Source organism: Citrobacter sp. wls619 (assembly GCF_005281345.1).
Taxonomy (GTDB): domain Bacteria; phylum Pseudomonadota; class Gammaproteobacteria; order Enterobacterales; family Enterobacteriaceae; genus Citrobacter.
Window position 1 is genome coordinate 118,447 of the sequence record NZ_SZXJ01000095.1, and the last position, 12,884, is coordinate 131,330.

The 12,884-nt window shown below is 52.5% G+C and carries 13 protein-coding genes; 4 read left to right on the forward strand and 9 right to left on the reverse strand.

Translation table 11 applies throughout. The features are described 5' to 3' along the window. Entirely contained in the window at positions 1 to 378 is a 378-nt protein-coding gene (gene apaG, locus FDX19_RS17885) for a Co2+/Mg2+ efflux protein ApaG (RefSeq protein ID WP_003018867.1), read from the forward strand. Positions 379 to 388: 10 nt separating this feature from the next. After that, positions 389 to 1,237 carry a bis(5'-nucleosyl)-tetraphosphatase (symmetrical) ApaH gene (gene apaH / locus FDX19_RS17890; protein WP_137383753.1) on the forward strand — a complete coding sequence of 283 codons (849 nt, stop codon included), beginning with the start codon at positions 389 to 391 and terminating at the stop codon, positions 1,235 to 1,237. A gap of 98 nt (positions 1,238 to 1,335) precedes the next feature. Here the strand turns inward: apaH and folA are convergent, their stop codons facing one another. The 9 genes from folA to FDX19_RS17935 all read right to left on the reverse strand — a co-directional run bounded on the left by folA (position 1,336) and on the right by FDX19_RS17935 (position 9,666). Beyond that, on the reverse strand, positions 1,336 to 1,815 hold the full coding sequence (gene folA / locus FDX19_RS17895; RefSeq protein ID WP_137383754.1) for a type 3 dihydrofolate reductase: 480 nt from the start codon (positions 1,813 to 1,815) through the stop codon (positions 1,336 to 1,338). 198 nt (positions 1,816 to 2,013) lie between these two features. Continuing rightward, the gene (gene kefC, locus FDX19_RS17900; RefSeq protein WP_137383755.1) at positions 2,014 to 3,876 is read right to left on the reverse strand and encodes a glutathione-regulated potassium-efflux system protein KefC; all 1,863 of its coding nucleotides are present in this window, start codon (positions 3,874 to 3,876) and stop codon (positions 2,014 to 2,016) included. Further along, positions 3,869 to 4,399: a glutathione-regulated potassium-efflux system oxidoreductase KefF gene (kefF, locus tag FDX19_RS17905; protein ID WP_048212726.1), complete on the reverse strand. Its 531-nt coding sequence runs from the start codon at positions 4,397 to 4,399 to the stop codon at positions 3,869 to 3,871. Before kefF ends, kefC begins: the two co-directional genes overlap by 8 nt. Positions 4,400 to 4,503: 104 nt before the next feature. Next, positions 4,504 to 4,737 carry a YgdI/YgdR family lipoprotein gene (locus FDX19_RS17910; RefSeq protein ID WP_040230165.1) on the reverse strand — a complete coding sequence of 78 codons (234 nt, stop codon included), beginning with the start codon at positions 4,735 to 4,737 and terminating at the stop codon, positions 4,504 to 4,506. A 90-nt stretch (positions 4,738 to 4,827) separates the two neighbouring features. Next, positions 4,828 to 6,171 carry an MFS transporter gene (locus tag FDX19_RS17915; RefSeq protein ID WP_137383756.1) on the reverse strand — a complete coding sequence of 448 codons (1,344 nt, stop codon included), beginning with the start codon at positions 6,169 to 6,171 and terminating at the stop codon, positions 4,828 to 4,830. A 146-nt stretch (positions 6,172 to 6,317) separates the two neighbouring features. Next, positions 6,318 to 6,605, reverse strand: coding sequence for a ferredoxin-like protein FixX (gene fixX / locus FDX19_RS17920; protein WP_096758345.1), 288 nt, complete (start codon positions 6,603 to 6,605; stop codon positions 6,318 to 6,320). After that, on the reverse strand, positions 6,602 to 7,888 hold the full coding sequence (locus FDX19_RS17925) for an FAD-dependent oxidoreductase (RefSeq protein WP_137383757.1): 1,287 nt from the start codon (positions 7,886 to 7,888) through the stop codon (positions 6,602 to 6,604). The genes fixX and FDX19_RS17925 overlap by 4 nt, the downstream gene beginning before the upstream one ends. A gap of 50 nt (positions 7,889 to 7,938) precedes the next feature. Continuing rightward, positions 7,939 to 8,880, reverse strand: a complete 942-nt coding sequence (locus FDX19_RS17930; RefSeq protein WP_137383758.1) for an electron transfer flavoprotein subunit alpha/FixB family protein — start codon at positions 8,878 to 8,880, stop codon at positions 7,939 to 7,941. Positions 8,881 to 8,895: 15 nt separating this feature from the next. Continuing rightward, complete coding sequence (locus FDX19_RS17935; RefSeq protein ID WP_137383759.1) at positions 8,896 to 9,666, reverse strand: electron transfer flavoprotein FixA; 771 nt, start codon at positions 9,664 to 9,666, stop codon at positions 8,896 to 8,898. Between the two features lie 481 nt (positions 9,667 to 10,147). Between FDX19_RS17935 and caiT the strand changes: the two genes are divergently transcribed. Beyond that, positions 10,148 to 11,665: an L-carnitine/gamma-butyrobetaine antiporter gene (caiT, locus tag FDX19_RS17940; protein ID WP_137383760.1), complete on the forward strand. Its 1,518-nt coding sequence runs from the start codon at positions 10,148 to 10,150 to the stop codon at positions 11,663 to 11,665. Between the two features lie 34 nt (positions 11,666 to 11,699). Next, positions 11,700 to 12,842 (forward strand): crotonobetainyl-CoA dehydrogenase, encoded by a 1,143-nt coding sequence (gene caiA / locus FDX19_RS17945; RefSeq protein WP_137383761.1) that lies wholly within the window; start codon positions 11,700 to 11,702, stop codon positions 12,840 to 12,842. Positions 12,843 to 12,884: the final 42 nt, after the last annotated feature.

Consider the following 12,884-nt stretch of genomic DNA (forward strand, 5'->3'; position numbering starts at 1 on the left):
ATGATCAATTCGCCCCGAGTGTGTATTCAGGTACAAAGCGTCTACATTGAGGCGCAATCCTCACCTGATGATGAACGTTACGTTTTTGCTTATACCGTGACTATCCGCAATTTGGGGCGAGCGCCAGTGCAGCTGTTGGGACGTTATTGGTTGATAACCAATGGTCATGGGCGCGAAACCGAAGTTCAGGGTGAAGGTGTGGTTGGCGTACAGCCTCACATCGAACCTGGCGAAGAGTACCAGTACACCAGCGGCGCCGTTATTGAAACGCCGCTGGGCACCATGCAGGGTCATTACGAAATGATCGATGAGCAGGGCATCGCCTTTACTATCGATATTCCCGTATTCCGACTTGCCGTTCCAACACTCATTCATTAAAACAATTTCTATGGCAACATACCTGATTGGCGACGTTCATGGTTGCTACGATGAACTGGCAGCATTGCTGCATCAAGTAGACTTTACCCCTGGAAAAGACACCTTATGGCTCACCGGCGATTTGGTCGCGCGTGGGCCAGGATCGCTGGACGTCCTGCGCTATGTGAAATCGCTGGGCGACAGCGTGCGCCTGGTATTGGGTAATCACGATTTACACCTGCTGGCCGTATTTGCCGGCATCAGTCGTAATAAACCCAAAGACAGGGTCACATCGCTGCTCGAAGCGCCGGATGCTGACGAATTAATCAACTGGCTTCGCCGTCAGCCGCTGCTGCAGGTAGACGAAGAGAAAAAACTGGTCATGGCGCACGCTGGCATTACCCCGCAATGGGATTTGCAGACCGCGAAAGACTGTGCACGGGACGTGGAAGCCGTGCTGTCGAGTGACTCTTATCCGTTTTTCCTTGATGCAATGTACGGCGACATGCCGAACAACTGGACGCCAGAGCTGACGGGGCTGGCCCGCCTGCGTTTTATTACCAACGCGTTTACCCGCATGCGTTACTGCTTCCCCAACGGCCAGTTGGATATGTACAGTAAAGAGTCGCCAGAAGATGCGCCAGCCCCGCTGAAGCCGTGGTTTGCCATTCCTGGACCGGTCAGTGAAGCCTACAGTATTGCATTCGGGCACTGGGCATCGCTGGAGGGCAAAGGCACGCCGGAAGGTATTTACGCGCTGGATACGGGTTGCTGTTGGGGAGGCGATCTCACCTGTCTGCGCTGGGAAGACAAACAGTACTTTGTACAACCATCAAATCGCCATTTGAATCTGGACCCCGGCGAGGCGGTCAACGCCTGATAAGTCGTCTGCCGGATGCGGTGCTCGCACCTTATCCGGCCTACGCATATATTACCCTGTAGGCCGGATAAGCGCAGCGCCATCCGGCAGTGACATGATTAACGACGTTCCAGCACTTCGAAGCAGTAGCTGTGGGAGTTTTGCGCGTCGGCATCGTGGAATTCGCTGAACACCGATTCCCAGTCATCCGGTTCGTAGTCCGGGAAATGCGTATCCCCTTCCACTTCCGCATCAATATGCGTCAGATACAGTTTCTGCGCTTTCGGCAGGAACTGCTCATACACGCGCCCACCGCCAATCACCATAATTTCAGGTTCATCGCCGCAGGCTGCAATCGCCTCATCAACGGACTTCACCCACTGCACGCGATCGTCGGTGCCGGGTTTGCTGCTGATGACGATATTTTTACGCCCAGGCAGCGGTCGCCCGATGGATTCCCAGGTATGGCGCCCCATGACAACCGGTTTGTTTAAGGTATTACGTTTAAACCAGGCGAGATCGGCAGGTAGGTTCCACGGCATGGCGTTCTCCATACCGATGACGCGATCTACCGCTAACGCCGCAATCAGACTGATCATTGATTATTTCCCGGATACAAAAAAATTGTCGCCACTATACGGAAAGCGCAATCTTTCGTCGACTAGCCAAAGGAAGATGTTCAGGAAAATTTTCTGTTCTGCTGGCGAGTCCGTGAATTCTGAGTGGACTCCCAGCATTACAGTCGTTCAAAAACAGCCAACTAGCAGTAAAGTTTGCAGTACATCACATTTTTTCCCCTACGCTGACGGTTTTACTTCCGGCTCATCGGCGGTGTCGCCCGTATGTTTACCTTCATCCGTGCCTTGCCAGCCATGGCGTTGAATTAACGATAAATGTTGACGATCTTCGGCAATAATTTCACTCAGCATTGCGCTGGTACGCTTATAAACAGCCGCACGCGAAATCGCGTCATCTTCGCCTTTCACCATCTCCTCAACCATCAATATATTGAAGCGCCGGAAGACGTCAGCGCGCTCACGCGCTTCATAGCGCCCAAGCCCGAGACTTTCCAACGCCAGTCGCCCGGTTTTTAATGCGCCTTCGAAGGTTTCACGTTCCGGCATGTCTACCCCGGCCTGGCGCAGACGGATGTAGTGATCCACATCGCGCGCACGGGCAATAATTTGCAAATGCGGGAAGTGATCTTTCACCATCTCGGTCAGTTGCAGGCTGGTTTGGGGATCGTCGATGGCATTAATGATCACTTCCGCTTTGGCTGCTCCCGCAGACTCCAGCAGATCCATACGCGTCGCATCGCCATAGAAAACCTTCATACCAAATTTGCGCAACGTCTCAACATGATCCGGATCGTGATCAAGGACCACCATCTTGACACCACTCGACAGCAGCAGACGACCGGTTATCTGGCCGAAGCGTCCAAATCCGGCGATGATGACCCGCGGTTGTTCTTCATCAATTTCATCTGCTTCACGTTCTTCACCGGTAGCGGATTTTTCCAGACGCGTCAGGACAACCAGTAAAATCGGTGTCGCCGCCATCGACAACGCCACCGCCAGCGTTAGCGCTTTCGCCCATTCGGGATCGAGCACGTTCGCCATTTGCGCCGCACCAAATACCACAAAAGCAAATTCACTGCCCTGCCCTAATAATACGGCAAACCAGCGACGCTGCTTACCCGGCACCTGTAATGGCCGGGCAATAAGCCACAGCATCACGGTTTTAATTACCAGGAAACCGACCAACAGAACGATAATACGCAAGGGATTATCAATCAGCGTACCGAAATCGATAGACATGCCCACGCCGATGAAAAACAGCCCTAACAGCAGGCCTTTAAACGGCTCAATGTCGCTTTCCAACGCATGACGATACTCAGAGCTCGCCAACAGAACGCCCGCCAGAAACGCGCCCATCGCCATTGACAACCCGACTTCTTCCAGCAGCAAACCAAAGCCGAAAACGAGGAACAGCGCGACGGCGCTGAACACTTCTCGCAGGCCCGAGCGGGCGACAAAACGCAATGCCGGACGCGTGACATAACGCCCTAACAGCACCACCAGCGTCAGCGCCCCCGCCACTTTAAGCGCCGACAGCGCAAATGCCCCCAGCGTTGTCGATGCACCGCTCGCTGCCAGCAATGGGATCATCGCCACCAGCGGAATGGCCGCGATATCCTGGAACAGCAGCACGGCAAACGCGCTACGCCCCATTTGCGAAACCATCAGGTTACGTTCATTCATTGCCTGCATCGCAATCGCAGTGGATGAAAGCGCCAACGTCATACCGATCAGCTCCGCCACCTGCCAGCGCAGCCCAAGGAACATACAAAACAGGCCAATCAGCCCGCCACAGACCACCATCTGCAATGCACCGCCGCCAAACACCGAGGCCCGCAGCTTCCACAGACGCTGTGGATCCAGCTCCAGACCAATAACAAACAGCATCAGCACCACACCGATTTCCGCAAAATGCAGGATAGATTCGGCGTCCGTCACCAACCTCAAGCCCCACGGACCGATAATGCACCCGGCGATGAGATAGCCCAGCACCGACCCTAAACCCAGCCGCACGGCGATGGGCACAATCAGTGCCGCCGAACCGAGATAAATCAGCGCCTGTATCAGCGTATGGCTATCCATGGTGTTCCTCCTGCCATTCCATCAGACGTTGTTTATAGTGGCGCGCCTGCGCCTGTAGCGTTTCATCATCACAGATGAACGTACAGTGCATGGCAAACGGTGGCAGCCATTTGAGTCCGCAATACAACGCCGTGGCCTGTAAAGGCTGGGAAAGCACGTCAAAACCGGGGTGGGAACCGATATCAAAGTGGTTTTCACCGCCGCCAGTGGTTACTGCCCACATCAGGTGTTTGCCATGCAGCGCGGTACCGCCGTGACCATACGCCCAGCCGTGGGAGAGGACCTTATCCATCCACAGTTTGAGTAACGGAGGTGTGCTGTACCATTGCATAGGATGTTGCCAGATAATCAGGCTCGCACGTGACAGCGCGTCCTGTTCTGCGGCGATATCGATATTGAAATCGGGATAGAGTTCGTAGAGCGAACGAACCTCTACTCCCTCCAGTGTCCTTACCTGCTCAAGCATCCGCTTATTCGCATGCGAATGCTGCGGATAGGGATGTGCATAAATGATGAGAATCATGATTAGCCTGCGATCACTGCATTATTGTAATACCAGTGAGTTTAGTCAGTTAATCCGCAGGCTAAAAGCCAATATTATTGAGTAGATGGATGAGGAAAATTGAGTTAGTTATCTAATTCACTCATATCTTTCACCTGATCGCGGTTTATCTGTTCCGTCTTACCCGTTTGCGCGTTTTTATACGAGACCAGGCCCGTATCTTCATCCACTTGCGGTTTACCATCGGTGACAATCGTTTTACCGTCGGTGGTTTTGACCGCCTGATTAGAGGAACAGCCGGCAACGGTAAACAGTGCTGCGGCGGTAAAAATGGAGGTGATCAGAATATGTTTTTGCATGGTGTTCTCCCTGCTTTTCAGTCATTTTCAGTGATATACCCGTTAACTATAGGCTAACTGACTGAGTAGTAGGGAAAATACAGAACACTCTTAACCGCTCGCTCTGGTCATCGGTTTTCTGCGAATCGTCATTTGACTGGTTTGCGCCAGCGTCAATCCTCGCGTTTCCGGGGCGAAGGCAATCGACACCAGCAGGCCAATCAGCGAAATTCCCGCCCCCATCAGCATGACATTACTGATGCCGTATTTGCTAATGAATACCGGCAGGGCCCAGGTTGAAACAATGGTTCCGATGCGGCTCAACGACATGATCACGCCAACGGCAGACGCACGAATATCGGTAGGGAACAGTTCATTAGGATACAACCATTGCAGGTTCCCGGGACCTCCAGAGAAAAACGCATACACGGCGAACGCCAGCACCACCAGCCAGGCCCCCATATCCGGGATCAGCCCCAGAGCGGCCAACGCCAGCGTCATCATAATAAAGCTGCCAATCAACAACGGCCGACGACCTGCGCTATTGAGCCAAAACATCGGTGGAATACAGCCCAGCATGAAACACAGGCTGATCACCACATTACCCAACGCGGCGCTTTTCCCAACACCAAGGCCCAGCAAGCCAACAATCTGCGGGCCAAAAGTGTAAATCGCAAACATCGGGATCACCTGGCAGGTCCAGATGGCCGCGACAAACAAAACAAATGGAAAGTGACGACGATTAAACAGCTGAAGAAAACGAGTTTCCTGTGGCGCTTCTTCATCGAACACCACCGGCTCACCGAACAGTTTGATCATCATCGCTTCACACTCTTTCACCCGGCCTTTGCGCAACAGCCAGCGCGGCGATTCAGGAAGATCAAAACGGCCAATCAGGATCAAAATACAGGGGATCACCGCGCTGCCGAGCATCCAACGCCATCCGCCCTCAACATCGTACAGCCAGTAGCCGACCAGATCGGCGCAGGTGGCACCGACATACCACATCGCGGCAATAAAACCGATGGAGAACGCACGTTGACGGGTATTGGAAAACTCGGTAATCATCGAGGTCGCAATCGGGTAATCAGCGCCAATGACCACCCCAATTAATACGCGCATCACTAACAATTCAACGGGCGAGGTCACAAACATTGTCGCCACCGATATCACGCCAATGGCGATAATATCGATGAGGAACATTTTGCGCCGCCCGACCTTATCGGATATGTAACCAAACAGCGACGTACCAACAAATAGCCCCGCCAGCGTTCCGGCACCCAGCAGACCAATCCACTCGGCATCCAGTTTTAACGCTGGCGTGAGCTGCTCCAGCGCAACGCCAATCATCACCAGCACATACCCATCCAGAAATGGCCCACCGCTTCCCCACAGCATTATCCGGCGATGAATAGAGGTAAATTTGATGTCATCAAAGTTTCTGGGCTGCTGCATAGCGACTTCCTGTTTCAACACGGGCAAAGCGTCATCTGTAGGCCGGATAAAGCGTTTACGCCGCCATCCGGCATTGGCGCCACATGATTGCCGGATGGCGATGCTACCGCATCCTATCCGGCCTACGGGGCACAACCTCGTACTTATTAGCCGTAGCGGAACTCCACGCCAAACGTCCCACGCGGGTATTCCCATTTTTCCAGCGCCGTATCAAGTCCGAGAATTCGGCACGTCCCGCACTCAAGGCACCCGGCGTAATCAAAACGCACGCTGCCATCATCCTGCTTTTTATACAGCCCCGCCGGACAGGCCTTAATCAGCACCTCCAGTACCTGTTTATCCGGTTGCGTTTTCAGAATGATATGTGGGCTCTCTTCATCCACATTGAATTTATTGACGCCCAGTTTGACGTCCACATTGACGGGAGATGTCATAATACGGTCACTCCTTTCAGGCCATCTTTCATCAGGTTGATGAAACCCACTTTCTTCGCATGGCGCAGGATTTTTTTACGCATGGGCACCGGAGCGGAACCATCCACGGTGAACAGGTCGCGCGCGATACTGACCGCCATTTCAGGATAGGCGGTGAACATGCGTGGATTATCAAGAAATGCAGGCAGTTTTTGATACATACGCATGTCACGCATCGGGCCATCATCCAGGTGCTGATGGTATTCGCCGAGCGACTGCTTGCTAAAGTCGTCACGCGTCATGGCAGAAAGCACCGTCTTCGCCGCCGCCTCACCTGCCGATATCGCTAAATCCATACCGCGGATGGTGAAGCCAAGATTCATACACATCCCGGCAGCATCACCGGCGATCAGGACGCCATCGCCTACCAGCTCTGGCTGCATATTCATTCCGGCTTCCGGTACGACGTGCGCGGCGTATTCCACCAGCTTGCCGCCGGCAATCAGCGGCGCGACAGCTGGATGCTGTTTGAAATCTTCCAGCATCTGCGGGACCGATTTTTTCGCATCTTTCAGATGATGAAGACCACAGACCAGACCCAGAGAGAGCGTTGTTTCGTTCGTATACAGGAAGCCGCCTCCCATCAGGCCATCGGTTGGCGACCCGGCAAACAGACAGGCGGCGCCTTCGTTCCCCTGCAACTGAAAGCGATCCTCAATCACCGACTTTGGCAACTCGATCAGCTCTTTCACGCCAACGGCAACATGCGATGCCTGAACGCGCTTTGCCATACCCAGCTTTTCAGCCAGCAGAGAATTCACCCCGTCGGCGAGGATCACCACTTTCGCTTCCAGAATATCGCCGTCGGCTTCCACGCCCACGACTTTACCCTCGCGCTGCACGACGTTATCCACGCGAATACCGGTAATGAGCTGAGCGCCGGCTTCTTCGGCCTGTTCCATCAGCCAGGCGTCAAACTTACTGCGTAATACGGAATAAGAAACCTGCGACGATGCTGCATCCTCACCGTTGCAGTAATCGATGGTCATCGCCCCTTTGTCGGTCATAAAGGCGAGTTTTTCGTGGGTAATCACACGTTCAATCGGGGCTTGTTCTGCAAAACCTGGGATAATGCGCTCCAGGCTATGCGCATACATGCGCCCGCCGGTGACATTCTTCGCGCCAGCAGAATTTCCGCGCTCGATAACCAACACTTGTGCACCTTCGCGAGCGAGCACCAGCGCCGCAACCGAACCGGCCAGGCCTGCACCCACGATGATGGCATCAAAGATATCTTCGGACATAACAAACTCCTCTCTGCAGCAGGGCACTCTCGTACCCTGCCCGATATGGTTTAGCGCGCTAAGGCAGCCGTCAGCGCAGGCAGGATCTTCAGTGCATCACCAACGATGCCGAAATCCGCGTACTGGAAGATCGGTGCATTTTTGTCTTTGTTGATAGCGAAGATTGTTTGCGCGCCGTTGGCGCCAACCATATGTTGGATCTGCCCGGAGATCCCCACGGCCAGATACAGTTCAGGCTTCAACATCAGGTTGGAGATGCCGACGTAGCGTTCGTGCTCCATCCACTTCTCGTTTTCCGCCACCGGACGGGAACAGGCCAGCTCAGCGCCAATCGTCTGGCACAGCGCTTCGGCCAGTGAAATATTTTCTTTGCTGCCGATACCACGTCCCACGCTGACCACCAGACGGGCTTTATCGAGATCAACGCTGTTGCTCTGACGCGCCTGAGTTGCCGTACGCGTCACGGCAATGGTCGGAGCCTGCCATTGCACCGTGTGCATCTCGCCGCTGCGGGAGGCGTCTGGCTGTTGGGCGTCAAATGTCCCGCTACTGAGCGTGATCACGGCAAACGGTGACGCGATGGTTTCCGCTCCCATTGCCAGGCCACCGTAGACCATATGTTTGACCGCTGCTTTTCCGTCCTGCCATGACACTGCACTGGCATCGTTGGAAACTGCCGCTGACAAACGAAAACCCAGTTTTGCCGCTAACAGCTTGCCGCGACGCGTATTCGGCAGCAGTACCGCCCCCCCTTCGCTGTGCTGAAGAATCGTCTCAGCCATTACCCCGGCGTAATCCTCCATCATGCGATCTTCTGGCTTACCGCTGAGCAACCAGGCATGATCCGCACCCAGTTGGAATGCCATCGCGCTATCAGCGTCACTCAGTACGAATGTGTTAACTTTTTCACCTAAAGCCTGCGCACCACTCATCAGTTCCGGCAGACGAGAAGGGGTATCGCTGAATACCCAGACACTGGAAAACTTGTTCATAACATCCCCTGATAATTAAATGATTTTGCGAAGATTCTCGACAAACGCGGCAATCTGTTCTTCACCGTCACCTTCAATCACAACGCGTTGACGCTCGCGTTGTTTCGGTGCGGCAACCTGTTGTACGGAATACGCCTGTGCGCCAGTAAACCCAATGTCCGCTGGCGACCAGACCTGAACCGGCTTTTTCGCCGCGCCGAGAATGGCTTTCATGGAAGGGATTTGAGGGGTGTTGATGTCAGTTGAGACCGCAATCACCGCTGGCAGCGGTATGCTCAGGGTTTCGACTTCATCTTCCAGTTCACGTTCTACCGTCAGCGTGCTGTCGGTAAGAGAGAGGATTTTACTCACACCGTTAATCGCCGGGATATTCAGCGCTTCGCCCACCAGCAGACCAACCTGCTGAGCATAAAGATCGGAAGAACCATCACCGCAGATAATCAGATCAAAGCCTGATTTTTGTGCGGCAGCGGCCAGCGCGCTCGCGGTATGTTGTGGCAGCGCCTGTTCAAACTGCTCGTCAATCACCACAATCAGTTCATCAGGACCACGGGAGAGCACATCTTTACGCCCTTTGGCGTTAGTCAGTGCTTTCCCCCCCACGCTCATAGCGACAACCTGTGCCTCTCCTTGCTGCTGTTTTAACTGACAAGCAGCTTCAATAGCATTCAGATCATATTGGCTGATTTTGCCATCCGCTTTGCTGAAATCCAGTGAACCGTCAGCATTATTAATTGCAATATCCTGTTCATCAGGTACGCATTTGTAGCAAGTAATTATCTTCATTGCATCTCCAGAAATCATGAAGGAAACGTTATTTATATCGGCGGTGTTAAATACAAATATCACGCTCTTTAATTCGGAAATAAAACATTAATCACCAATATTGAAAATGTCACACATTGAAATTCGTAACTTTCAATAGTGTTACATGCCTCACCAATATTGAACAAAACATGTCAAACAGGAAAATTTTCAATATTGTTTGCTGGTTCAACAATATTGAAAGACAAACACTTAAAAAAGTTAAAAAACCAACATCAAGTCATTGAATATAAAGATGTAAGATTGATTTTTAAGCCAAAATTACCAGCATAAAAAAGTGTGACGCGCATAACAGAACCACCCGTTACGAATACCCATTATGAGTTACTCACTGAGGCGCTCCAGAGGTTAAACAGTTATCAACAAATCATTAATAATAAATAAACAAAAGATTACAAACGGGAACGCTAAATAAATTTCGTTTTCACACTGGAATTCAATCATGAAAAATGAAAAGAGAAAGTCGGGAATTGAACCTAAGGTTTTCTTTCCGCCATTAATAATTGTCGGGATACTTTGCTGGCTAACAGTAAGAGATCTCGATGCCGCTAATGTGGTTATTAATGCGGTATTTAGTTATGTCACCAATGTCTGGGGTTGGGCATTTGAATGGTATATGGTCATCATGCTCTTCGGCTGGTTCTGGCTGGTTTTTGGTCCGTACGCCAAAAAGAAATTAGGTGACGAAAAACCAGAATTTAGCACTGCCAGCTGGATTTTTATGATGTTCGCCTCCTGTACATCCGCTGCCGTACTGTTCTGGGGCTCGATAGAGATCTACTACTATATCTCTACGCCCCCCTTTGCTCTCGCCCCGAACTCGACAGGAGCGAAAGAGATAGGCCTGGCATACAGCCTGTTCCACTGGGGGCCGCTGCCGTGGGCAACCTATAGCTTCCTCTCCGTTGCCTTCGCCTACTTCTTCTTTGTGCGCAAAATGGACGTCATCCGCCCCAGCTCTACACTGGTGCCGCTAGTGGGCGAAAAGCATGCAAAGGGCTTGTTCGGAACGATCGTCGATAACTTCTATCTGGTGGCGCTGATCTTTGCGATGGGTACCAGTCTCGGTCTGGCGACACCGCTGGTCACCGAGTGTATGCAATGGTTGTTCGGTATTCCGCATACGCTGCAATTAGATGCCATCATCATTACCTGCTGGATCATCCTGAACGCTATTTGCGTAGCCTGTGGCCTGCAAAAAGGGGTCAAGATCGCCAGTGATGTGCGTAGCTACCTGAGTTTCCTGATGCTCGGTTGGGTGTTCATCGTCAGCGGTGCCAGCTTCATCATGAACTACTTCACCGACTCCGTCGGCATGCTGCTGATGTATTTGCCGCGCATGTTGTTCTATACCGATGCTATCGGCAAAGGCGGCTTCCCGCAGGGCTGGACCGTCTTCTACTGGGCATGGTGGGTCATTTACGCCATCCAGATGAGTATCTTCCTGGCACGTATTTCTCGTGGTCGTACCGTACGTGAACTGTGCTTCGGGATGGTGCTGGGCCTGACCGCGTCGACCTGGATCCTGTGGACTGTCCTTGGCAGTAACACGCTGCTGCTGATGGATAAAAACATCCTCAATATCCCGCAGTTGATTGAACAGCACGGTGTGGCGCGCGCCATTATCGAAACCTGGGCCGCCTTACCATTTAGCACCGCCACGATGTGGGGATTCTTTATCCTCTGCTTCATTGCCACTGTCACTCTGATTAACGCCTGTTCCTATACCCTGGCGATGTCGACCTGTCGCGAAGTTCGCGACGGTGAAGAACCCCCGCTGCTGGTCCGTATCGGGTGGTCTGTCCTGGTGGGCATCATCGGTATTGTGCTGCTGGCACTGGGAGGATTGAAGCCGATTCAAACCGCCATCATTGCCGGGGGATGTCCGCTGTTCTTCGTCAACATTATGGTAACGCTGTCCTTTATTAAAGACGCCAAAGTGCACTGGAAAGACAAGTAATTCTCATTAACCCAATTGATCAAGAGGCTGAAAGATGGATTTCAACTTAAATGACGAACAGGAACTGTTTGTCGCAGGTATTCGTGAACTGATGGCCAGTGAGAACTGGGAAGCTTATTTTGCCGAGTGCGATCGCGACAGCGTCTATCCAGAGCGTTTTGTAAAAGCACTGGCGGATATGGGGATTGATAGCCTGCTGATCCCGGAAGAACACGGTGGTCTGGAAGCCGGCTTCGTCACCGTTGCCGCCGTCTGGATGGAACTGGGTCGTCTTGGCGCACCGACTTACGTGTTGTACCAATTGCCGGGAGGTTTTAACACTTTCCTGCGTGAAGGCACCCAGGAGCAAATTGATAAAATCATGGCGTTCCAGGGAACCGGTAAGCAGATGTGGAACTCGGCGATCACCGAACCGGGAGCAGGATCGGATGTTGGTAGTCTGAAAACCACTTATACACGCAAAAATGGTAAGGTTTATCTTAATGGCAGTAAGTGCTTCATCACCAGTAGCGCCTATACCCCGTATATCGTGGTGATGGCGAGAGATGGTGCATCGCCGGATAAACCTGTTTATACCGAGTGGTTTGTTGATATGAGCAAAGCAGGTATCAAGGTCAACAAGCTGGAGAAACTTGGTCTGCGCATGGATAGCTGCTGTGAAATCACCTTTGATGACGTCGAACTGGATGAGAAAGACATGTTCGGTCGGGAAGGTAATGGTTTCAACCGCGTAAAAGAAGAGTTTGACCACGAACGTTTCCTCGTCGCGCTGACCAACTACGGTACGGCAATGTGCGCCTTTGAAGATGCGGCGCGCTACGCTAATCAGCGTGTACAGTTTGGCGAAACTATCGGCCGTTTCCAGCTGATTCAGGAGAAGTTCGCACACATGGCGATCAAACTGAACTCCATGAAAAACATGCTGCTGGAAGCCGCATGGAAAGCGGATAACGGCACCATTACCTCGGGCGACGCGGCAATGTGCAAATACTTCTGCGCCAATGCCGCGTTCGAAGTGGTAGATAGCGCTATGCAGGTACTGGGTGGCGTGGGTATCGCGGGCAACCATCGCATTACCCGTTTCTGGCGTGACCTGCGCGTTGACCGTGTTTCTGGTGGTTCTGACGAAATGCAGATCCTGACGTTGGGTCGTGCGGTACTCAAGCAATACCGCTAAGTGGGATGCCGGATGGCGCTGTGCTTATCCGGCCTACAACTA

Bases quoted from the DNA above. Each gene is read 5' to 3' on its own strand.
- apaG (WP_003018867.1), top strand. From the start codon at position 1: ATGATCAATTCGCCCCGAGTGTGTATTCAGGTACAAAGCGTCTACATT.
- apaH (WP_137383753.1), top strand. From the start codon at position 389: ATGGCAACATACCTGATTGGCGACGTTCATGGTTGCTACGATGAACTG.
- folA (WP_137383754.1), bottom strand. From the start codon at position 1,815: ATGATCAGTCTGATTGCGGCGTTAGCGGTAGATCGCGTCATCGGTATG.
- kefC (WP_137383755.1), bottom strand. From the start codon at position 3,876: ATGGATAGCCATACGCTGATACAGGCGCTGATTTATCTCGGTTCGGCG.
- kefF (WP_048212726.1), bottom strand. From the start codon at position 4,399: ATGATTCTCATCATTTATGCACATCCCTATCCGCAGCATTCGCATGCG.
- FDX19_RS17910 (WP_040230165.1), bottom strand. From the start codon at position 4,737: ATGCAAAAACATATTCTGATCACCTCCATTTTTACCGCCGCAGCACTG.
- FDX19_RS17915 (WP_137383756.1), bottom strand. From the start codon at position 6,171: ATGCAGCAGCCCAGAAACTTTGATGACATCAAATTTACCTCTATTCAT.
- fixX (WP_096758345.1), bottom strand. From the start codon at position 6,605: ATGACATCTCCCGTCAATGTGGACGTCAAACTGGGCGTCAATAAATTC.
- FDX19_RS17925 (WP_137383757.1), bottom strand. From the start codon at position 7,888: ATGTCCGAAGATATCTTTGATGCCATCATCGTGGGTGCAGGCCTGGCC.
- FDX19_RS17930 (WP_137383758.1), bottom strand. From the start codon at position 8,880: ATGAACAAGTTTTCCAGTGTCTGGGTATTCAGCGATACCCCTTCTCGT.
- FDX19_RS17935 (WP_137383759.1), bottom strand. From the start codon at position 9,666: ATGAAGATAATTACTTGCTACAAATGCGTACCTGATGAACAGGATATT.
- caiT (WP_137383760.1), top strand. From the start codon at position 10,148: ATGAAAAATGAAAAGAGAAAGTCGGGAATTGAACCTAAGGTTTTCTTT.
- caiA (WP_137383761.1), top strand. From the start codon at position 11,700: ATGGATTTCAACTTAAATGACGAACAGGAACTGTTTGTCGCAGGTATT.